The organism is Phytomonospora sp. NPDC050363 (assembly GCF_040655735.1).
GTDB lineage: Bacteria > Actinomycetota > Actinomycetes > Mycobacteriales > Micromonosporaceae > Phytomonospora.
Window position 1 is genome coordinate 34823 of sequence record NZ_JBFAKK010000011.1, and the last position, 22579, is coordinate 57401.

General features: G+C 71.2%; 10 protein-coding genes and 1 pseudogene. 6 read left to right on the top strand and 5 right to left on the bottom strand.

Annotation, left to right across the window (positions count from 1 at the left end; all coding sequences use genetic code 11):
* Window positions 1-6: 6 nt before the first annotated feature.
* On the top strand, window positions 7-1887 hold the full coding sequence (locus tag AB0I28_RS26950; RefSeq protein WP_357498261.1) for an ABC transporter ATP-binding protein: 1881 nt from the start codon (window positions 7-9) through the stop codon (window positions 1885-1887).
* 71 nt (window positions 1888-1958) lie between these two features.
* Here AB0I28_RS26950 and AB0I28_RS26955 read toward each other — a convergent pair whose 3' ends face one another.
* From AB0I28_RS26955 to cofD, 4 genes are all read right to left on the bottom strand, one after another.
* Window positions 1959-7385, bottom strand: coding sequence for a pentapeptide repeat-containing protein (locus AB0I28_RS26955; RefSeq protein WP_357497862.1), 5427 nt, complete (start codon window positions 7383-7385; stop codon window positions 1959-1961).
* Between the two features lie 21 nt (window positions 7386-7406).
* Complete coding sequence (locus AB0I28_RS26960) at window positions 7407-13127, bottom strand: pentapeptide repeat-containing protein (protein WP_357497864.1); 5721 nt, start codon at window positions 13125-13127, stop codon at window positions 7407-7409.
* 68 nt (window positions 13128-13195) lie between these two features.
* On the bottom strand, window positions 13196-14494 hold the full coding sequence (locus tag AB0I28_RS26965; RefSeq protein ID WP_357497866.1) for a coenzyme F420-0:L-glutamate ligase: 1299 nt from the start codon (window positions 14492-14494) through the stop codon (window positions 13196-13198).
* The gene (cofD, locus tag AB0I28_RS26970; RefSeq protein ID WP_357497868.1) at window positions 14491-15411 is read right to left on the bottom strand and encodes a 2-phospho-L-lactate transferase; all 921 of its coding nucleotides are present in this window, start codon (window positions 15409-15411) and stop codon (window positions 14491-14493) included. The genes AB0I28_RS26965 and cofD overlap by 4 nt, the downstream gene beginning before the upstream one ends.
* A gap of 95 nt (window positions 15412-15506) precedes the next feature.
* Here cofD and AB0I28_RS26975 point away from each other — a divergent pair, with 95 nt between their 5' ends.
* Together AB0I28_RS26975 and AB0I28_RS26980 are read left to right on the top strand one after the other, a co-directional pair.
* A complete protein-coding gene (locus AB0I28_RS26975; RefSeq protein WP_357497870.1) occupies window positions 15507-16574 on the top strand; it encodes a hypothetical protein in 1068 nt (355 codons plus the stop codon).
* 2739 nt (window positions 16575-19313) lie between these two features.
* Window positions 19314-19559, top strand: a pseudogene (locus tag AB0I28_RS26980) (WhiB family transcriptional regulator); the annotation flags it as partial.
* A 289-nt stretch (window positions 19560-19848) separates the two neighbouring features.
* Here AB0I28_RS26980 and AB0I28_RS26985 read toward each other — a convergent pair.
* Window positions 19849-20325 (bottom strand): metallopeptidase family protein, encoded by a 477-nt coding sequence (locus AB0I28_RS26985; RefSeq protein ID WP_357497871.1) that lies wholly within the window; start codon window positions 20323-20325, stop codon window positions 19849-19851.
* A gap of 108 nt (window positions 20326-20433) precedes the next feature.
* On the opposite strand from AB0I28_RS26985, the gene AB0I28_RS26990 reads away from it, so the two are divergent.
* The 3 genes from AB0I28_RS26990 (at window position 20434) to AB0I28_RS27000 (ending at window position 22576) form a co-directional block, all read left to right on the top strand.
* Window positions 20434-20856 (top strand): DUF3499 domain-containing protein, encoded by a 423-nt coding sequence (locus tag AB0I28_RS26990; RefSeq protein ID WP_357497873.1) that lies wholly within the window; start codon window positions 20434-20436, stop codon window positions 20854-20856.
* 135 nt (window positions 20857-20991) lie between these two features.
* A complete protein-coding gene (locus AB0I28_RS26995) occupies window positions 20992-22353 on the top strand; it encodes a phosphomannomutase/phosphoglucomutase (protein ID WP_357497875.1) in 1362 nt (453 codons plus the stop codon).
* Between the two features lie 28 nt (window positions 22354-22381).
* Window positions 22382-22576, top strand: a complete 195-nt coding sequence (locus AB0I28_RS27000) for a Trm112 family protein (RefSeq protein ID WP_357497877.1) — start codon at window positions 22382-22384, stop codon at window positions 22574-22576.
* Window positions 22577-22579 lie beyond the last annotated feature (3 nt).

Consider the following 22579-nt stretch of genomic DNA (forward strand, 5'->3'; position numbering starts at 1 on the left):
GTCGACGTGCAAGAGAAGCAGAGCCCGGTCGCCAAGGCGATCGACAAACCGAAGGACTCCCACGCCTGGCGCGGGATCGCCGAGTCGGAGGAGGCCGACCGCACCACCGCCGAACTCGACGACGCCGCCTCGATCAAGAAGCTGCGCGCCCGCGGCCGGTCGCTGCTCGCCTCGCTCCTTCGGCCCCACAAGAAGAAGCTCGGCCTGGTCATCGCCCTCCTGCTCCTCCAGAACGGCGCCGGCATGGCCGGACCGCTCCTGGTGCAGATGGGCATCGACTCGGGAATCCCGCCGATCATCGCCGACAAGGACTACACGATCCTCACCGTCGTCGGCGTGGTCTTCTTCGTGTCGATCCTCATCGAGTACCTCACCAAGCGCGGCTTCCTGTCGCTGAGCGGCCGCGTCAGCCAGGCCCTGCTGCTCGACCTGCGCCGCAGGGTCTTCCGCCACTTCCAGAAGCTCTCCATCGCCTTCCACGAGCGCTTCACCTCCGGCCGCGTGGTCGCCCGGATGACCAGCGACATGGACGCCATCCGCGAACTCGCCGACGGCGGGCTCAACGACCTCGTCCTGTCCGCGCTGAGCATCATCACCATCACCGGCCTGCTCCTGTGGCTCGACCCGATGCTCGCCCTCGTGGCGCTGCTGTCGTTCCCGGTGATGGGCTGGCTGTCGAACTGGTTCCGCGTCAACTCCTCGATCGTCTACCGCAAGACGCGCGAGACGATCGCCCTGGTGATCGTCTACTTCGTGGAGTCGATGGGCGGGGTCCGCGCGGTGCAGGCCTACCGTCGCGAACGCCGCAACCAGACCATCTTCGACGACCTCAACGAGGACAACCGCGAGGCCAACGTCACCGGGCACCGGATGTCGGCGGTCTTCGCCGGCGGTGTCAAGGGCATCGGCAACGCGACCACCGCGATCGTGCTCGCCTACGGCGGATACCGCGTCCTCCAAGGGCAGACCGACGTCGGTGTGCTGGCCGCGTTCGTGCTGTACCTGCGCCGGTTCTTCGACCCGATGCAGGAACTGTCGATGTTCTACAACACGCTCCAGTCGGCCAACGCGGCGCTGGAGAAGCTCGCCGGTGTCCTCGACGAGAAGCCCGACGTGCCGGCACCGGTCGCCCCGGTGGCGCTGCCGAATCCGCGCGGTGAGCTGCGCTTCGCCGACGTGCGGTTCTGGTACCACAAGGACAAGGTGGTCCTGCCGACCTTCAACCTGACGATCCCGGCCGGTCAGACGGTCGCGCTCGTCGGGGCGACGGGTGCGGGCAAGACGACCATCGCCAAACTGGTGTCGCGCTTCTACGACCCCAGCGACGGCGTCGTGACCCTCGACGGGACCTCGCTCAAGGACGTCGCCGAACCGGACCTGCGCCGGGCGGTGGCGATGGTGACGCAGGAGAACTTCCTGTTCGCCGGGACCATCGGCGAGAACATCGCCTTCGGCAAACCCGACGCGACCCGCGACCAGATCGAGGAGGCCGCCAAGGCCATCGGGGCGCACGAGTTCATCACCGCCCTGCCCGAGGGCTACGACACCGACGTCCGTAAACGCGGCGGCCGGCTGTCGGCGGGGCAGCGGCAGTTGGTCGCCTTCGCACGGGCCTTCCTTGCCGACCCCCGGGTGCTGATCCTCGACGAGGCCACCTCGTCGCTGGACATCCCCAGCGAGCGGCTGGTGCAGCGCGCGCTGCGCACGATCCTCGCCGACCGGACCGCGATCGTCATCGCCCACCGACTGTCCACGGTGGAGATCGCCGACCGTGTTCTGGTGCTGGAGAAGGGGATCATCGTCGAGGACGGGCCGCCCTCGGCCCTCATCGACGGCGGCGGGCACTATGCGGATCTGCACGCGCAGTGGCAGGACAGCCTGGTCTGACCGGCCTGAGCTGGGCTTGAGGGTATTCGGCCACCGTTCCCGCTTCGGCGGGGACGGTGGCCGGACGCTTCCTACGGGTGGTGGGGCTGGTGGTCCGAAGCTCGGTCCCAGAGCGGTTCGTCGGCGCGAAGACGTCGCAGGCCCGAGCCCTTCAGGAGGTCGAGCCGGTCGATGGCGACCTGGCCGGAGGCGCACCAGAACTCGCCGTCGAGTTCACCGTCGAGCTTGAAATCGGGCACGCCCCCGGTAACGGCGGCGCTTCCGTTGTTTTCGAGGGGGATGAGCGTGGCGGTGAGTTCGCCGTCGTGGTCCCACACGCGCAGGACCCCGTCGTCGCCGGCGGTGAGCAGATGCCTGCCGTCGGGGGAGTGGTCGACGACGGTCACCCTTCCGGCGTGGGCGCTCCACTCCTGCCGCAGGGTTTGGCCATGCCACAGCCGGACCATGCCGTCCTCGCCGCCGCTGGCCAGAAGGTCTCCCCGCAGTGAGTGGGAAAGGCTCGTGACACCTCCGGTGTGGGCGGCCCACTCGGCTTCGAGGCGGCCGTCGGCCTTGCCATGGAGCCGGATGCCGCCTTCCTTGAGGCCGACGGCGATGGACTGGTCTTGGGACCGCAGGGAGAGGCTGTTCGGAATGCGACTCCCGGCGCTGATCTCCCAGTCGGCTCCGGGTGACGCCAGGCCGTATCTGGCGAGACCGTGCGTGCCGATGGCGTAGAGGACGCCCGCGCCGTCCCACCCGAGGTCGTTGACGCGACCCCGCAGCCGCCACTCCCGTATCAGCGTTCCCAACGGATCCCGCAGCCGGACCACGCCGTCCTGCCCGCCGACGGCGACGTGGCGGGAGTCGGCAGACCAGCGCAGCGCGAAGACCGCAGCGGGTTCCTGCCACGCCCTCCCGTAGTGCCCGCCTCCGGGTATCACGGTGACGGCGCCGGACAGGTCGGCGGTGGCCGTGTGCCCGATCGGCGACCAGTCGGTGAGCATGCGGGAATCGGCCGTTGGCCGCGCCCACAGGACCGTCCCTTGACGGGCCTCCCACAGCCTCAGCACTCCCGTCGCGTCGGCTGCGATGATCTGCCTCCCGTCGGCCGACCAGGCCGCCGAGCGAATGGAAGCGGGAGAGCGCCTCGCGGACAGGGAGTGGAACTCCGCCGAGAGGACTTGCGTTCCTCCAGCGGTGTGCACGAGGAAACCGTCGTCGTCGAGGTAGGCGACGGCCGTCACGGGGCCGGTGCCCATGCCGAATCCGCGCCGGGGTGAGCCTTCGCCGACGAAGTACTCGTTACCGCCGCCTTCGCCATCGCCGACGAGGATCACCTCTTCGCCCGGAGACCACGCGAGGGCGCGCGCCGACGGCACGACGGTCGAGAAACTGGAAGCCTTCATGGCGGCGAGATCCAGGATGCGCACTTGCTCGGCAAAGCCGATCGCAAGCCGCGTCGACGACGGCGACCAGGCGAGGGACCAGATCCGGCTGTCATCGGGAGCGAGCCGGTGGCGAGTGCTCCGCCTGCCTTGGGCGAGGTGGATCTCACCGCCCCTTTCGGCCGCGATCGCCAGCGTCGTCCCGTCGGGGGACCAGCCGATGGCCGCGATCGGCAGAGGGCCGAGTTTGTAGAGGTCGGGAACCACGCCGAGGTGGCCGTCGACGACGTCCAGACGGGACGGACTGCTTCTGACGCAGGCGATGCGCCCATCGACGCGGTTCCAGGCAAGCAGGCTCACTCCGGAGAGGTTGTCCCCCATCGACCAGTCGAGCGTTCCGTCTCCGTGCCAGCAGCAGAGAGGCCCGTCCCCGCCGACCAGCAGCCGGGCTCCGTCGCTCGACCAGGCAAGAGCGCGAACGCCACCGGGCAGCGCGCGCCAGCTCCGGATCGGGCTCAGCTCGGGCAGCGACCACAGCTGGACCCAGCCGTTGCCGTCACCTGTCGCCAGCACACTCCGTCGCGGGTCGACCGCCGCGACCTCCCCCGCCGAAAACCGGATCTGCGGCGTCAACCGCCCTTCCGGCAACGCCGCCCCCACCACCGTCTCCGCCTCCGCCAACTGCTCCGGCGTCACCTTCGCCCCGGTCAGCGCCGCCCGATCCAGCTTCGCCCCCGCCAGCCGCGCCCCCGTCAGATCCGCGCCCAGCAGCTTCGCGCCGGTCAGGTCAGCGTCCAGGATCGCGTCCTTGAGCACCGCCCCCGAGAAGTCCGCCCCTCGCAGGTTCGCCCCCGTCCAGTCCGTCCTCGTCAGGTCCTTGCCCCGGAAGTCGGCGTTCGGCGAGTGCGCCCTGCGGAAACTCGTCCCCACCAGCGTCTGGCCTTCTGAGTTGAAGCCCTCCAGGTTCGCGCCCGTGTAGTCCAGCTGGGTGACGCTCCAGGCTCCCCGCGAGTCTCCCGGCACGTACTTGCTCGCCAGTCCCGCGTTCGCCTGGTACGTCGCGATCCTCGGGTCGGCCGGCGCCCAGCCCTCCGGTGCCCGCAGCGGGACCTCGGGCTTCATCTCCGCGACGAAGCGCGCGGCCTGGTCGGAGAGCCGGAGGGTGCCCATCGCCTCGGCGATGTCGGGGTCCCGCACGACCGCCTCGGCGACGAACCACTCCAGCACCGAGCGGTGGATGAACCCGAGCTTCCCGTCCTCGCCCCGCACCAGCAGGCTCCCCGAGCTGATCTGGTGCACCTGCGCCTGCGTGTCCACATGCGACAGCACTTGCGCCGCGTCGCCCAGTTCGTCGACGGTCAGCGCCTCCCGGCCGGTCCGCCACAGGTTCACCGCGAGCCGGCTCACCGCCTCCCACAGCTGCGTCCGGTCCAGCGCGGGCGCCTGATCGTCCCTGCGCAGGCGCTCCTCCTCGCGGTCCTTCCACTGCTCGATGACCTGCCGGTACAGCTCCGCCGAGTTCAGGCCACCGCCGTGACTGGCCTCCCGCGCCCGCCGCAGCCGTTCGGGCTCGATACCGGCGATGAACGACAGCATCCGCGGGTTGCGCGCCACCTCGGGGATCGAACCGAAGCCCCGCAACAGCTCCAGACGTTCATCGGCCGCCTCGGCGCTGCCGAGCAGCCGCTCCAGGAAACGCGCCACCTGGTCGAAGGTGAACCGCTCGATCCGAAAGGACCTGCGGCCGATGGATCCGGTGCCCTGCCGCAGGACCCGCTCGACCTCCCGGTTCGACAGGAACTCCTCGTCGCGCGCGGTCACCACGATCATCGCCTTGCCGGTGACCTTCTCGCGGATCTCGGTGAGGTACCCGATCGCCTTGTCCCACCCGCCCTGCACGGTCAGCTCGTCGAGACCGTCCAGCAGCAGAGCGATCCGGCCCTCACGCAGGTAGTAGTTGAAGCGGTCGACCGGCAGGCGGTGCTCGCGCGCCTTGGCGAACTGCCGCGCCACCAGCTCGTCGAGCAGCGGGATCCGCTCCAGATCCCGCAACTGGAGGTACACCGGTGTCGGTGCCGAAGCCGAGGCCGACATCTCGCGCGCCAGCATTCGCATGAAGAAGGTCTTGCCCGTCCCCGCGCTGCCCAGCACCACGATCAGGTGCGACTGGTCCTCCCCGAACCACTCGATGACCCGCTCGGTCAGCCCCGCCGACGTACCCGCCCGCGCGACGTCGCCCGGACCGAACTCGGTGAAGCGCTGCGGAATGTACAACCCGGCCGGGTAGCGGCCGTCGGCGTCGAGTTCGCGCAGCTGCCAGCCGGTGAAGTGCCGCGGATCCCACTTGTACTGGAAGTCGGCGAAGCTCTGCAGCAGGATCTGGTGCCGCTGCCCGAAGGCGGCGGCGTCGGCCGTCGCCAGCCCTCCGAAGTAGACGAAGGGGTAGACCGACTTCGTCCCCGGCGTGTGGAACCGGTCGACGAGACGACGAAACGCGTCGATGCGCTCGACGGTCGCCTCACGCGGCTCCACGCCGATCAGCAGCTCGTCGCTCGGGATGAGCCGGTCACCACTGCGATAGCGCTTGATGACCCGCACGTACGGCACCGGCGCGTGGCGCACCGGCCGCAGATCGGCGTCGGGGTACTCGTACTCCAGCGCCGTCACCACCCGGTCGAGCACGGACTCGCCGACGCTCGCGAGCGCGGACGCGGCGATGGCGAGCCGCCGGCCGAGGACGACCGTGAAGTCGTCCGCCGGCTCCGAACCCGCGTCCTCCGTCGAGACCAGCCGCAGCACCCGGAAGGACTCCCCGGGCACCACGACCGGGATCTCGCCGACCCGCTCGACCTCCGCCGACCCCGCCAGCACCAGATCGAGCCGGCCGCCGAAACGCCCGGCGAACCCGTCGGCGTACGCCGACGGTGGAAGCTCGGCGGTCACCGCGACCTTCTTCCAGCCCGCGAACTCCAACTCGGCCAGCTGCCCCGCGAACCACGCCGACTGCTGCTCGCCGAACTCGGCACGCGCGTCGGCCGGCCGGTGGCTGTGCGCCATCGTCGAGTTCATTCCCGCCAGCACCAGCCGCAGCTCCGGCACCGCCAGCATCCGCCAGGGAAGATCGCGGGCCAGCGGCTCGCCGTCCACATCGGACAAAAACTTCGAGTACGGCAGCCACTTGTCCCAGTACGGCGGGACCGGCGCCTCCTCCATCACCTCGTGCGCAACGAAATGCGTCTCGCACAAACGCGCGTTGACGTCGGCCGGCCCCGGCACCGTCAGAACCCGCCCCGCCGGAAGCGCCAGCCGGGAACGCAACCGCTCGACGAGACCCGCGACCAGCCGGTACTCGGCGGCGCTCGCGCTCGCGGTGAGGTCCCCGCAGAAGACCACCACGTCCGGGGCGAGGTCGTTCGCCGAGCAGGTCGACGCGATGCCCGACAGCAGGTCCTCGATCTGTTGCGCGGCGGTCGACTCGGCAAGCCGCAGCGGCCCGATCTGGAGGATGTCGACGACACCCTCGGGCCGTTCGGGTCGGCGGGGGGTCAGGCGCTCGCGCAGCCATCCGGGGTCGATGCAGTCGGCGTCGGAGTTGCCTTCGCGGACCGCTCGCAGTACGCCGACGACCTCGCCGTCGCCGTTCCAGACCGGCCCGCCGCTGAAGCCGGCGTGCGCCAGGTGCGCGCCGGAACGCCGCTGGTCGATCTGGCGCAGCCCGTTGCCGGTGGCGCCAACGAGCGTGCCGAGGACGTGCTTGAGCCGGTCGGTGTCGGGGCCGCACAACTGCACCGGCAGCGGCGAATCGGGCACGGTTTCGGCGATCGCGAGTTCCGGGAGCCCGTCGGGCGGGGGACCGGCGAGGGCGAGGATCGCCAGGTCGCGGTCGTCGCCCCACACCCCCGACGGCAGCCACTCGGCAATGGTCGCCGAGTGCACTTCCGCGGGTGCGAAGGCGAAGCGGAGCCGCACGACGCCCTCGGGCCGCGTCACGTCCCGCCTGTCCCGGCGCCCGAGGGCGGTGTTCACCACGTGCGCGCACGTCGCCAGTCGTCCACCGGCGACGAGGAACGCCAGCCCGGCCGTCCCCCCATTGCCCCGGTGGATCCTCGCCACCGCCTGCTCGGCCCCCATCTGCTCCCCTCCGTCACACGCTCACAGAATCGGGTGGTTCTCCGCCACTCGCACCAGATCCGGCACGTACTCGTCGGCCTCGGTCGGCTCGAAGCGCACCTGCGCGGCGGCGTACCAGAAGCGCCCGTCGGCGTTCCCGTTCAGCTTGTACGTCAGGCCGTCGCCGTACAAGACCGCCTCGCGTCCGTTGGACAGCGGCACGAGCGTGGCCACCGGCTCCCCGGTCCGCGCGCGCCAGATCCGCAGCACGTTGTCGTCGCCGCTGGTGAGCAGGTGCGCGCCATCCGGTGACAGGGACAGCGAGGTGATCCAGCCGGCGTGCGCCAGCCACTCGCAGATCACGCCGTGGGTGTTGGGATCCCAGATCCGCACGTGCCCGTCGGTGCCCGCCGAGATGATCTGGTGCTCCCACTGGTTCCACGCGATCGCCGTCACCGAGCCGTTGTGCGCCTCCCACGCGGCGATCTCGGTGCCGTCGCCGGCCGAGTGCAGCCGCAGCGTCCGCGCCGAATCCCCGGTCAGCACCAGGGTCTCGGTGACGCACAGCGCCCAGATGGTGTGCTCCATCGTGGACTTGCGCCACACGTTGCGGCCGTTCTCGGCGTTCCAGCACCCGATCGCGCCCGCCGAGCCCGCCGCGAAGACCCGCTGCCCGTCGAGCGACCACACCAGGTCGCGGACCCGGCCGCCGAGACGCCATCGGTGCACGGGATCGCGCCGGGACGCCACCCAGACGTGCACGTACTCGTCGTCGCTTCCGCTCGCCAGCAGCGAACCGTCCGGCGACCAGCGCACCGCGCGTACCCACGCCCCGCCCGTCCACGACGGCTCTGGCTTGAGCGTGTGCTGCCACAGCGCGATCACGCCGTCGTTGCTGCCGGTCGCCAGCTTCGTCCCGTCGCCGCTCCAGTCTGCCGACAGGATCGCCTGCGGATGCTGGTATCGCTTCCGGATCGTCCCTCCGCTGTCGAGACTCCAGATGCGCAGCTCACCGCCCTCGCTGCCGGAGACGATGTGCCGGCCGTCGGGCGACCACGAGGCCGTCCGGATCCAGTCCGGCCGCGCGGCGGTCGCGCCCTCGGCCTTGTCACGCCGCTGCCACGCCTGCTTGGGAGGCTCGCCGAGGGTCCAGGCCCGGATGCCGTCGGCACCTCCGGCCGTGACCAGCCGTGTCCCGTCAGGCGACAACCCGAGCGAGCGCACCTTCGAGCGGATCGCCGAGGAGCTGTGCTCGACGCTTCCGGCCTCCCGCAGCTTCCACACGTGCCACCTGCGCGCCCAGCCGTCCTCGCCACCGGAGAACAGGCCGGTCCCGTCGGGGCTCCAGGCGAGCGCCCGCACGGCCGACGGGTGGGCGTGAACGGTGTCCTCGCTGGTGTACCGGGTCGTCGACCAGGTCTCGACGGTGCCGTCGGCGTGGCCGGAGGCGATGTGGTGGCCGTCGGGGGACCAGGCGAGGACGCGTGTCTCGCTCAGTGTCTCGCAGCGGGCGAGGGCCTCGGACTCGCCGGGTTCGATGACCACGAAGCTGTTGTCACCGCCGACGGCGAGATGGGCGCCGTCGGGCGACCACGCCAGCGTGCGTGCCTTCGTCAGTGGCCGGACGACCTGGAGCGCCTCGCCGGAGTCGGCGGAGCGGACCGAGACCGTCCCTTGTGGATGTGCGGTGGCGATCCGGTCGGCCTGTGGCGACCACGCCACCGCGGCGACCATCTCGCTTTCGCCCCAGGAGACGTCGACCTCCCCGCACAGGGTGTTCGAGATCGAGGCGCCGTCGCCGCCGGCCAGGACACGGCGTCCGTCGGGGGACCAGCACAGCGAGCGGATCGGGCCGCGCAGCGCCTTCCACTGGCGGACCGGCGTGCCGGTCTCCAGGTCCCACAGGTGCAGCCAGCCGTGCTTGTCGCCGGAGACCACGAGCTGGTTGTTGGGTTCGACGGCCGCGATCTCGCCCACTTTGGACGCCCGCAACTGGACGGTCATCGGGGTCGTCGGTGTGGCCGCGCCGGTGGTGTCGGCCTTGGCCAGCGCGGCCGGTTCCACCTTCGTGCCCAGCAGGGACGCCCGCCATAGTCGGGCCCTGTCGAGCAGGGTGCGCGAGAGGTCGGCGCCGTTGAAGTTGGCGCCGGTCGCGTCGGCCTCGACGAGGCTCGCGTCGGTGAGCTTCGCCCCGACGAGCTGCGCGCCGCCGAGGTTGACGCGGGTGAAGCGCACGCCGGTGAGATCGTTGCCGGACATGTCGGCGCGCTGGAGCTTGGCACCGGTGAAGTCGTGGTTGGTGAGCTGTCGGTTGCGCAGGTCGTACAGCCGCATGTCGGCGCCCAGGTACAGCGTCGTCAGGTCGTGCGGATCCCCGACGGCCGGGGCGCCGCCGCCGGGCGGCCGCGACCGGTTGGTCGGCGGACGGCGGCCCACGAAGCGCTGGAGGGCCAGGGCGTTGTCCTGCGCGATGGCGGTGGCGCCCGGTACCGCGGTGAGGCCGTCTATCCATGCCCAGACCGCGCGTCGGCCGTTGATCTCGCAGAGGAAACTCGCGGTCTGGCTGGTGACCCGGTGCATGGAGAGGGGAGCCGAGGGGTCGTGCGCCGGGAGGGGCGACAGTGCCTGAGCGACCAGCCACTCCCGGATCGAGCGGTGTATGAAGCCCAGTTCACCGTCCTCGTGCCGGACCAGCAGGCTGCCGGCCCCGAGCTGGTGGACGCGGACGTCGGCCTCGGGCGGGGGACCGGCGAGCGGATCGTCGTCCAGTTTGGACAGTGCGGCCGCGGCGAGGCCGAGGTCGTCGATGGTGGCGTGTTCGCGGTCGGTGCGCCACAGGTGCAGCGCGAGGGTCCGCACGGCCTGCCAGAGTTCGGCGGCGTTGAGGGGCGGCAGCTGGCTCGGGCGGGTCAGCCGGGCGAGCTCGCCGGTTATCCACTGGTCGAGGACCTGGCGGTAGAGGTCGGCGCCGGTGAGGCGGCCCTCCCCGTCGGCCCTGGCCTGCATGAGGCGTTCCTCGCCGATCTCGGCGATGAAGGACAGCATGCGCGGGTTGCGCGCCACCTCGGGCAGCTGCCCGAGCCCGCCGAGGAGTTCTATCCGTCGCCGGGCGTCCTCCTCGGAGCCGAGCAGCCGGGTCAGGAACTCCTCGATCTGGGCGCTGGAGAACTCCGCGATCCGCAGCGCCCGGCGGCCTTCGGTGACCGCGCTGGTGCCGCCGAGGGCGTCGAGGACGGCGCTGTTGGACAGGAACTCCACATCCCGTGCCGTCACGACTATCTTGGCGAGGCGCTCGGCCTTGCTGCCGATCTCGCGCAGGTGCCCGATGGCCCGCTCGTAGCTCGACTGGGCGGTGAGCTCGTCGAGTCCGTCCAGGAGGAGGGCTATGCGGCCCTCTTTGAGCAGGTAGTTGAAGCGTGTCGGGTTGAGCCGCTCCTCGCCGGCGCGCGTGAGATAGGCGGCGACGACCTCGTCGATCTCGGGAAGCCGGTCCAGATCCCGCACGGGAAGGTAGATCGGCGTCACGGGCGAGTCCACATGCGACAGCTCGCGGGCGAGGGTGCGCAGGAAGAACGTCTTGCCCGACCCGGCGGCCCCCAGCACGACGATCAGGTGCCCGTAGGGCTCCCGCAGCCAGCTGGCGACCCGCTCGGGGAGGCCCTGGCGGTCGGCGTCGCTGTCGCGGCCGAGTTCGTCGACGGCTATGCCGCGCGGGCCGAGTTCCTGGAAGCCCTGCGGTATGTAGAGCTGCGGTGGATAGCGGCGGTCGCTGGCCAGGTCCACCTCCTGCCAGGCGACGAAGCGTCGCGGATCCCAGCCGCGCTGGAAGCGCTGGAAGCTCTCGACGTGTATGCCCAGGCGCTGTGCGTACGCGGCGACCGTCACTTCGGCCAGTTGTCCGAAGTAGACCAAGCGGGCCGGCGGGGGTGATCCGGGGCTGCGGAACAGATCGATGACCTCGGTGCGGAAGCGGTCGAGGTCGGCGCGGTCGGGCGGACCGTTGAGCACGCCGATCAGGTACTCCCCGGCGGGTTCCAGGCCGTCACCGAAGTCGTGCCGACGGATGGCGCGCAGGTAGGCGAAACCGTTGGAGTCGCCGGGTTCGTGCGGGTGGAAGAGCGCGTCGGGGTCGCGCAGCTGACTGGCCTCCTGCACCAACCGCAGGTTCTCGGTGAGGCGCGAGGGCGGCTTCGGGTCGGCCGCCGGAGGCTGCGGCGGCGCCGTCTGGCCGGTGACGGGGCGGGTGAGGCGCAGCCGCCAGTCGTCGCCGTCGGGATCGATGCCGGTGTCGCCGACGAAGCGCCCGGTGCCCGCGTCACGGCGACGTGCGTAGATCTCGATGTCGCCGGGCTGGATGTGCACCAGGTGATAGCGATCGCGACCGGCGACGGTCAGCACCGGCGCGCGTCCGTTGTGCGCTAAAGGCGGCACGCGGGGATCGGCCTCGGCGGCGAGGATCAGGTCGGCACCCGCCTGCACCGTCCGCGCCGCCCGCTGGATCTCCGGATCCCGCGAGGGCGGCGCCGACAGGAGCGCGTGGTGGCTCACGACGACATGCGCGGCCCGGCGGGCATCCTGGGACTGCGCGGCCATCCAGCGAAGCTGCGCCTCGCCGTAGTAGCCCTCCGTGCTGTCCGGGAGGTGGCTTTGGCCGAAGGTCGAGTTGAGCGCGGTCACCGAGACCGGCGGACGCGCCAGCTCGTGCGCGCGCCAGGGCTCGGCCCTCGACAGCGGGCGGCCCGTCAGTCGCTCCAGCAGCGCCGAGTAGGGCCCCCACTTGTCCCAATAGGGCGCTATCGGCTCCTCGTCGTACTCCGCGCACTGCGCGAAGTACGCCTCGCACAGACGCGTGTTCACGTCGCTTCGGCCCGGGACGAGCACGATCCGCTCGGCGCCGATGTCGAGGGTCTCGGTGATGCGGTTCAAGAAGAGCGCGGCGACATCGAACTCGGGCGGCCTTGCGCCCTCGGTCAAGTCGCCGGCGACGACGAGCAGGTTCGGCCGCAGCCGGTGCTCGTGCTCAAGCCGCGCCAGGTCGGCCAGGATCGCCTCTGCCAGCAGTGACGCCGCACCCCGGTCATGCCGGGTGAACCGGGTGCCGCCGAGCTGGAGGACGATCGGGGAGCGCGCGCCGGGCGAGGGCCGGTCGGGAGCGTGACGGCGGCCGCTGCGCAGACGATGCAGCACCGCGATGTCGATGCACTCGGCGGCCGAGGCGTCCTCGTCGAGGGAGGCGGCGCGCATGACCCCGACGACCTCGCCGGTCGACTGCCGCCACACCGGGCCGCCGCTGAAGCCCGAGGCGACGCGGAACGCTCCGCCGCGGTTCTGGTCGATCTGGAGGCGCCCGAGCCCGGCCTGCCCGACGAGGAGACCGCGGACGTGCTGCAGACCATGCGTCGAGGGGCCGCACATCTGCACGTCTATTCCGCTGTCGGCCCGGTCGGCCAGGGCGAGTGGCTCGATGCCCTCGGTGGCTCCCGGCGGCAGGGCCAGGATCGCCAGGTCGGCGTCACCGCCGGGCTCGTCGGAGCGAAACCACGCCGAGACCGTCGCGGTGACCTCCCCTTTGCCCGCGGCGAAGGGGAAGCGCACGCGCAGCGGACCGTCGGGCGGTGACCGGTCGGAACGCTTGCGGCCTATCGCGGTGTTGACCACGTGTGCGCAGGTCACCAGCTCCTTCGGCCCGATGAGGAATCCGAGCCCGGTCTGCCGTCCGTCCACATTGAGCACGATGGCGACCGCATGCTCCGGTGGCCTCATCCGCACCCTCCCGCCACTGTCGGTGAGTGTCATTGATACCAAACGCTACGTGAGCAACAGTACGGGTGTCACCTATGGAGCAGGTAGTCCCCGGTGGGCCTGGGAGGACGCGGTTTCGCCGCCTCGGCGGGGTACCCGACGGCCACGGCGCCCATCGGTTCCCAGCCCCCGGGAAGGTCGAGGACCGAGCCGACGACGTCCGGGCAGAACAACGTGGACGACACCCAGCACGAGCCGACGCCTTCGGCGGCCAGCGACACCAGGAAGTTCTCCACGCCGGCGCCCATGGCGACGTGGAACATCGTGCGCTCGGCGTCGGCGCGGCGCGCGTCGGGATAGTCGTGGGCGGCCTCGCGCACGAGGCACGGCACGACGAGTTCCCTTGCGCGCCAGAGGATTCCGCCACGAGCGACACGCTTGTCGATGGAGGCCTCGCTGAAGCCGTCACCGCGCAGATCGGCGATCCAGGCGTCCCGCATCGCCGTCAGCAGCGCCTCGCGGAGCTCCGGCGTCGACACGTGCACGAAGCGCCAGGGCACGCTGTGGTGCGGGGCGGGCGCGGTCAGGGCGGCGGCGACGGCCCGCTCGATGATCGCCGGATCGACCGCCCGGCCGGTGAAGTCGCGTACCGAGCGGCGCAGCGCGACCGCCTCCCGATGGCCCTCGCCGCGGGCCTCGTCGACACCGAGCCGGAACATGTCCTCGGCGGCCGGGCGCACGAGCGCCGCGGCGCCGGGCCCGTCCTCCTCGGTGACCAGCTCGGCGAGGCCGCGGACGATCGCGACGGGAACACCGCTCGTCTTGCCCTTCACCAGGTCGGTGGCGCCCGCCAGCTCGTCGGCGACCGCCGGAGCGGTGACGGCGAGCTTGTTGCCGTAGGGATCGAGCTGCCCCTCGAACTGGCGCAGCGGCGCGATGCCGGCGGCCCCGATCGCGGTGTCGGTCTGCCCGAGCCGCCAGGCGCGCCCGAGCGTGTCGGTGACCAGGACGGCGACGGTGACGCCGAAGCGCTCCTTGAGCTCGCGGCGAAGTGCGCGGGCCGAGGCGTCGGAGTCCTTCGGCAGCAGCACGATCGAGCCGGGCTCCACATTGGACGCGTCGATGCCGGCGGCGGCGAGCACCAGCCCGTGGTGCGTGCGCACGATCCGCGTCGGGCCGCGACGGGCGACCAGGGCCGCCGACTCGGCGTCGATGGCGGCCTCCCGGTCGCCGCGCACGACCCGGCCCTCGGACTTGCTGACGATCTTGCTGGTGACGGCGAGGATGTCGCCGTCGGCGAGTTCGGCCGCGCCGGCGATCAGCGCCGCGAGGTCGTCGCCGGCCCGGACCTCGCCGATCCCGCGCACCGGAAGGATGCGCACGGTCACGACAGGCCCGCCAGGTCGACGGCCTCGCGCACGATGCCGGCGGTGGCGGCGGTGTCGGTCATCCACAAGGGACGTGAACGGACCGGCACGCCCTCGACCGCGGTATCGGCGTCGCTGTCATCGACGAGCCAGCCGTCGAGGAGTTCGGATCCGTAGAGCGCGCCGACTCCCGCGGCGCTGACCTCGACCCCGATCGTGGCCAGGCAGCGGTCGGCCATGCCGCGCACCGGAGCCCCGCCGATGATGGGGGAGACGCCGATGACCGGCGCCGACGCGTCGACGAGCGCCTCGCGGATCCCGGGAACGGCGAGGATGGGCGCGATCGACACGACCGGGTTGCTGGGCGCCAGCAGGATCAGGTCGGCCGACGCGATGGCGTCGAGGACCCCGGCGGCCGGTTTCGCCTCGGCCGCGCCGGTGAACACGAAACGTTCAGCCGGGACCCGGCCCCGGTGGCGTACCCACCATTCCTGGAAGTGGATCGCGCGGCCCTCGGTGACCACGTGCGTCTCGACGCGCTCGTCGCTCATCGGGAGCATCCGGATGCCCGGCTGCCAGCGGTCGCACAGGGCGGCCACGACGGTCGAGAGGGGATTGCCGGCGGCGAGCATGCGGGTGCGCACGAGGTGCGTGGCCACGTCCTTGTCGCCGAGACCGAACCACGTCGGCTCGGCACCGTAGGCGGCCAGCTCCTCCTTGATCACCCACGACTCGCCCGCGCGGCCCCACCCGCGCTCGGTGTCCGCGCCGCCGCCGAGCGTGTACATGACGCTGTCGAGATCCGGGCAGATCCGCAGGCCGTGCATGGTCACGTCGTCGCCGGTGTTGACCACGGCGGTCACGTCGAAACCGAGCTCGCGGACACCAAGAAGGAACCTCGCGCCGCCGATTCCGCCCGCCAACACCACAACATGCATGCGCATAGTCTCGCCGACCCCGGACCCGAAGGGGATACGGGGTTGGTGTGGACCGATAGGCTCATCGCTACCACAGGTCTCGCCGAGGAGGAATCGTGACATCCCAGACCACCGATACCGCCGACAAGGAAACGGCGGCGGTGTCTACGAAACCATTGCGGCCGATAATCGCCATCGCTCTGATCGCGGCCTCCGGTCTGATGATTTTGCTCAACCTGGTGCAGGTCCTGCTGGCCGAGACCTTCTCGACCGCCGCGAGCTCCGCCCGGATCAGCGACAACGCGGTGATCCTGTTCGGGCCGGTGCTGGCGGTGCTGCTCGTCAGCCACGTCAAGCCGGTGCTCGGTGAGTCCAAGGTCTTCTCGCTCGTCGCGCTGATCGAATACGGCCTGGTGCTGCTGCTCGACCTGATCTTCCTGGTCGTGCGCATCATCGAGACCGGTTCGAGCACCGACGCCGGCGACCTGATCGTCGCCGTGCTGTTCCACCTGACCTACATGGCCCTCGCCGGTGTCGCGCTGTTCGTCGTGCTGAAGGTGTTCTTGCACTTCCAGCCGCCGAAGCCGGTCGCGCCGCAGTACGGGTACGGGCAGCAGCCGCAGTACGGTCAGCAGCCCTATGGCCAGCAGCAGTACGGGCAGCAGCAGCCCTACGGTCAGCAGCCGCAGCAGCAGCCGAACCCGTACGGGCAGCCGCCCGCGGAGCAGCACCAGGCTCCGCAGGGTCAGCCGCCGCAGGGTCAGCCGCAGTACGGGCAGCCGCAACCGCCGCCGTACGGTCAGCCCCAGCCGCCGCAGCAGCAGTACGGCGCGCCGCAGGACGACCAGGCGACGCAGATGTTCCCGCAGCAGCCGCCCCAGGCGGGGCAGCAGCCGCAGGGTCAGCCGCAGCAGCCGGGGCAGCAGCCGCCTCAGTACGGTGCCGAGGCGACGCAGCTGATCGGTCAGCCCCAGCAGCAGAACCCTTACGGGCAGCCGCCCGTGTCGAGTCCGCCCGCGCCGACGTCGGGTGTTCCCGCGTCGGGTGTCCCGGCGCCCACTTCGGGCGTTCCGGCTCCCGGGCCCCAGGGCGCGCCCCAGCCGCCGCAGCCGCCGGCGTGGGGACAGCCCGACGATGAGCACACGCAGGTGATCGGCAAGCCGAACAACCCGCCGCAGCAGTAACGCTCGGCACGCCGGCCGGACGCGGCGCGGGACCGGAGTGGTCCGCGCGGCGGGGGACGGCGGTTGGGGTGGCGGTTCGAACGGTGTTTGGAAGGGTGTTTGGAACGGTGTTACGTGAACCCCGGTCGCTTTGGCGGCCGGGGTTTTGCGTGGGTGGGGGAGGGGTGAGGTGAAGCCCGGTCGCTTCGGCGATCGGGTTTTGCGTGGGTGAGGGAAGGGGTGTGCGGGGGCGGGGCATGGTGTGCGGCGCGGGGCGGGTGCGTGCGGTGGTGGTGGGGAGGCGGAGGGTGCGCGGCGCTCGGGCGGTGGGCACGGTTCGCGGTGGTGGCGGGGTGCCGCGTGTACGGTGTCGCGCTGGCCGCAACCCGCTACGACCTCGTCGTCACGGTCAGGCGGGCAGGCCAGCGCGGGAGCGTGGGGAGCCCTTCAGTTCGCCCACAGCCTCAAGTGCGTTGCGTGCGAGCGCGCGGGGATGCGGGCCCATGTACCAGACGCCAGCCGTCTGAGACGAGTGGCGGGCGCGCGGGATGCAGGGTGCACTTCCCAACGCCACACCTCAATCTCACCCGCGGGAGCGTGGGGTGGGCGTGCGGGGCGCTGGGTGCCCCTCCAGGCCACGCGCAACCGCAGTCGCATCGCGTGTTCGCGCTCGGAGTGTGGGGTGGCCTCAGTGGCCTTCCCTGCCGGCCGCCGCAACCTCAACCGTGTCGTGGTCGGCCGCAGGGTGGCCTTCCAGGCCGCTCACAGCCGCAACCGCGTCGTGAGTGGGCGCTCGGAGTGCGAGTTTCATGTGGCTGGGCCAGGCGTCCGAGGCCCGTGGCGGGCGAGGGATGCGGGGTGTACTTCCCAACACCACATCCTCGCCTCACTACCTCAGGGAGTGGGGGTGGGCGGCGCTGGGTGCCCCTCCAGGTCGCTTACATCCTCAGCTGGGCCGTCGATGGGTGCTCGCGGGGTGGAGGCGGGCCCGGACGGGCGTAGGCCGTCGTCAGGATGCTCTCGGTGGGCGCGTGGGCGCGTGGGCGCGTGGGCGCGTGGGCGCGTGGGCGCGTGGGCGTGGGCGCGTGGGTGCGTGGGTGCCTTGTCGCGCGGGCGCGCGGGGCGGCTGCGCTGGGCGCCCCTCCAGGCCGCCTACGTCGCCCAACTCGGCCGTCGACGGGCACGCGGGGACGCGGGGACGCAGATATGGGGAACAGCGGTGTGAATGGTGTGCGTGGGCGGGTGCACGATGTGTGGTGCCGGCTGGGATGGCTGGACGTGGACGTGCTTGGAGACCCGCCCGCCCCGCCCCCTCACCCCGTCCCTCGGGCCTCTGCGTGGCGTCGTGGCGCGGCCGGCGTCGGTTGCGGCCTGGGCCGGCCGCGGTCGGACTGTCAGCCACGGCGGAGGGCACGCGAGTGCTGAGGGTTCCGTTGCGCTGTCAGGTTTCGCGAGTCACTTGGCGCGGTCGGCGACGACCGCTCCCGGGACTGGGTGGCCCACCTGCGAATCCCGGAGACATGTGGTTCACCCGCCAGGAACATCGGCGCCGCGCGAATGTCATACCCCCTCCGTAGAGTGATTCTTGGGGCCCCTTTGGGGTGCGTGGATGTTTCCGCGAACGCGTTATCCACAACCGGCGAGTAACACACAGGCTGAGCGCATCGGGGTGGCCGGAGTCTCGATCTCGTGCGACTTTCCGGCCGAGTCGCCGCGATCATGTTGGTTCGAGGCGCGATTGCGTTGATGCAAGGCTTCGCGGCGGGACTTAAGCCAAGTCCTCGGTCCGACAGGGTTCGCATTCCTCTGTGAACGAGCGCGGGTGGCGTGATCTTTTCGGTCAGCCGAAGCCGGCCGGCCCACCCCGCTCCAGCCCACCCCGCTCCAGCCGACTTGGCTCGCCGGCCCGGCCCGATGCGCCGCCATCCCGCTGGCTCGTGGGTCGGCGGACCTATCGCGCGGAGCTCACGACTCGCGCTCCCGACGATCGAACCCCACCGGCTCAGCGCCCCCATACCGCAGGCCGCCATGTGTGCAGGTGCGTCCACGTCTTCGCCACCCCTGCCCTGCCTCGACCAACCCTCCTCTACCGCCTCAAGCGCGCACTCAGCCCTGCCCGCCGCCGCTCCCCGCTGTACCGCGCCACATCGCCCGCTTCGCACTCGGCCCCGCGCCACCCCCACCCCACCCCACTCCCGTCCCGGCGATCCTCGCGCCCCACCCCGCCCCTGACCCGCCCCCATCCGCCGCTCACTCTCCGTTGCCCCCCTCCTCCCGCGCCGCCCCGCCCATACCCAACCCACCCCGCCCCTCCTCCGCCCGCCCGCGGCCATTCCAGCCCCGCCCCCACCCCCGGCGCACCCCTCCCCGCCTGCCCGAGCCCGTCCCACCGCCGCCAGCCCTCACCCCCCCCCGCCCGTCTCCACCACCTCCACCCCGCCACCACCTCGTCACCCCAGCGACCCAACCCCGCCCCCGCCACCACGCCCGTGACCCGAGTGGACTACTGTCCGTTATCGGTCGGTGCCAACACGTCGCAGCGTGCTTTGTGCTGAGCAAAATCTGCTAATTCGCCTGCCCGAACGGGTCTATTACCAGGTTCTGCTTGACGAAGTGCGGATGACACGCGTGTAATTCATCAAAGGGGTGTGACGGAAACCCGTCGCAGTGGACTGCCAACCGCGAGTCGGAAGGCAGTGCCGGCAACAGCGGGGGGTTGGCGCCAATTACCGCCGATAGGTGAGCGAGGAGGCGTACATAATGGACGGCCACGACATCCTGGCCGACCTGCTGGGAAGCGTCCCCGAGTGGCAGGAGCGCGCGTTGTGCGCGCAGACCGACCCGGAGGCGTTCTTCCCGGAGAAGGGGGGCTCGACACGTGAGGCCAAAAGAATCTGCACGCGCTGCGAGGTGACGACCGAATGCCTCGAGTACGCGATGCAGCACGATGAACGTTTCGGCATCTGGGGTGGCATGTCGGAGCGTGAACGGCGAAAGATCAAAAGGCGCGCCAACGAGGTTCGCCTGGCGGCCGCGGCCGCGGCGGCGCAAACGGCACCGGTCATGCAGGTCCTTGCACCGGCACCGACCCTGGAGACCGAGCTGAACACCGAGCCGAACATCCAGCCCGGCGCCCAGTTCGACGCTCAACGCGACAACCAGCTCAACACCCAGCCCGGCACCGAACTCGAGACCGCGTTCGACACCGGGTTCGAAACCAGGTTCGACAACGAGCAGCAGGCCCCGCCGCAGGCCGCCTAGACCACAGACCTAGATCCCCGGGGTGGCACGGTGACTACTCCGGCGGGTCGAAGTCGGACGGATCGATGCCCAGCAGATTGGCGACCTGCTCGGTGAGCACGTCCTTGATCAGGGCGGCGAGTTCATCGCCGTCACCGCGCAGTTCGAGGGGCCTGCGGTACAGCACGATCCGCGGCAGCGCCCCGGCGGTACCGGGCTGCGCGGGCAGCAGACGCGCCAAGGGGACCTGACCGTCCTCCAGCACGTCGGTGTCGTACACGTTGAACTCACCGGGCACGTCCTCGACGGCGAACTCGACCTCGCGCAACTGCCGCGCGGCCTTGCGATGCTCTTCGGTGTCGCGGCCGACCAGGTGACGTTCCAACTGGTCGACCGCCGACAGCACCAGCTCGTCGAAAGTCTCGGCTCGCGTGCGGGCCATCGGCACCGACGCGGGCACCAGGCGACCACGCAGGCCACGGCCGCGCCGGTCGCGGTGCCCGCGTCGTGCGGGTCGGGGTCCTCGGGTCATGTCGCAAGACTAGATCCGGCGGTCGAGACGGCCTTACACGGCGCCCGTTCGGCGTGTCGGACCGATATCGGATGCGGCCGCCGAGCGCGGGACGATACCGTTCGGCCCGTGAGGTCACATCGGTTGTGTTCCCGGAACGGCTGCCGCGAAACCGCGGTCGCCACCTTGACGTACATCTATGTGGACTCCACCGCGGTGGTCGGTCCGCTCTCCACCTCCGATGAGCCCCATTCGTACGACCTGTGCGAGGCGCACGCCACCCGGCTCACCGCGCCCCTGGGCTGGGATCTGGTGCGCCACGAAGGGGAGTACGCCACACCCGAGCCGAGCACCGACGACCTCGTCGCGCTCGCCGAGGCCGTCCGGGAGGCCGCCCGCCCTCGCGACGACACCCCGCCGGAACTGCCCTTCCCCGACCAGCCCGCGCCGCGCCACGCCCCGCCCGCGTCGCAGCCCCCGCAGCCGGCCGCGCCGCCGCGGGACGCCAACACCGGACGCCGCGGGCATCTGCGGATAGTCGACGACCGCTGACTCGCCTCGCCCACCTGCGCTGACACCCGCCCCCGGAGCCCACCCGGCGGCCGGCACCGGCACCCGCGCTCACCCCTCGCCGCCAGGCAAGGGAGGATGTCAGGGGTCATCGACGCGACACAGGAGGGGCGACCAGTGCCGGATCTGGCCAGCATCGTTAAGGCGTACGACATCCGGGGCACCGTCCCCGGCCAGTTCGACGAAGCGGCGGCGGCCGCACTGGGATCGGGCTTCGCCGACCTCGTGCGCGGCACCGGCGCCACGAAGGTCGCGGTCGCCCACGACATGCGCGACACCGGCCCCGACCTCGCCCGCGCCTTCGCCGGCGCGATCACCCGCGCGGGCCTCGACGTGGTCTTCGCCGGCCTCTGCTCCACCGACGAGCTGTACTTCGTCTCCGGGAAACTCGACGTCCCGGGCGCGATGTTCACCGCCAGCCACAACCCCGCCGAGTACAACGGCATCAAGACCTGCCTCGCCGGCGCGCGCCCGATCAGCCTCGACAGCGGCCTCGCCGACATCCGCGACCGCGCGCAGGCCATCCTCGACGGCGCCGAGCCCACCACCGCCGATACGCCGGGCACCCTCACCGAGCAGGACTTCCTCGCCGACTACGTCGCGCACCTGCGCTCGCTGGTCGACCTCGACGGCATCCGCCCGCTCACCGTCGCCGTCGACGCCGGCAACGGCATGGGCGGCCACACGGTCCCCACCGCCTTCGACGGCCTGCCCGTCCGGGTCGTCCCCATGTACTTCGAGCTCGACGGGACCTTCCCCAACCACGAGGCCAACCCGCTGGAGCCGAAGAACCTCGTCGACCTCCAGAAGAAGGTCGTCGAGGTCGGCGCCGACATCGGCCTCGCCTTCGACGGCGACGCCGACCGCTGCTTCGTCATCGACGAGAAGGGCGACCCGGTCTCCCCCTCGGCGATCACCGCCCTGGTCGCCACGCGTGAACTCGCCCGCGATCCGGGCGCCACGGTGATCCACAACCTCATCACCTCGCGCGCGGTGCCCGAGATCGTCGCCGAGAACGGCGGCACGCCCGTCCGGACCCGCGTCGGCCACTCCTTCATCAAGGCCGAGATGGCGCGCACCAACGCCATCTTCGGCGGGGAGCACTCGGCGCACTACTACTTCCGCGACTTCTGGTTCGCCGACACCGGCCTGCTCGCCGCGATGCACACGCTGGCCGCCCTCGGCCGCAGCGAGCTGCCGCTGTCGGAGCTGGCCGCCGAGTACGAGCGCTATGTCGCCTCCGGCGAGATCAACTCCACCGTCGACGACCAGGCCGCGCGCCTGGCGGCGGTCGAGGAGGCCTTCGCCGACGCCGAACTCGACCACCTCGACGGCCTCACCATCACCATGTCCGACGGCGCCTGGGCCAACCTGCGCGCCTCGAACACCGAGCCCCTGCTGCGCCTCAACGTCGAAGCCTCGACGACCGAGGGCATGGAACGTCTCCGCGACGCGGTCCTCGCCATCGTCCGCGGCTGAACACGAACCACAGGTTTAAGGAGCCACAGTGACACTCGACGCGAAACTTCTCGAGGTCCTCGCCTGCCCGGCCGAGCATCACGCGCCGCTGACCTACGACGGCGAGGCGCAGACGCTGACCTGCACCGAGTGCGCGCGGGTCTTCCCGATCCGCGACGGCATCCCGGTCCTGCTCCTCGACGAGGCCGTGTCCGGCCCCAAGACCTCCGGAGACGAAGCGTGAACA

Bases quoted from the DNA above. Each gene is read 5' to 3' on its own strand.
- cofD (WP_357497868.1), bottom strand. From the start codon at position 15,411: ATGCATGTTGTGGTGTTGGCGGGCGGAATCGGCGGCGCGAGGTTCCTT.
- AB0I28_RS26985 (WP_357497871.1), bottom strand. From the start codon at position 20,325: ATGACCCGAGGACCCCGACCCGCACGACGCGGGCACCGCGACCGGCGC.
- AB0I28_RS26955 (WP_357497862.1), bottom strand. From the start codon at position 7,385: ATGGGGGCCGAGCAGGCGGTGGCGAGGATCCACCGGGGCAATGGGGGG.
- AB0I28_RS26960 (WP_357497864.1), bottom strand. From the start codon at position 13,127: ATGAGGCCACCGGAGCATGCGGTCGCCATCGTGCTCAATGTGGACGGA.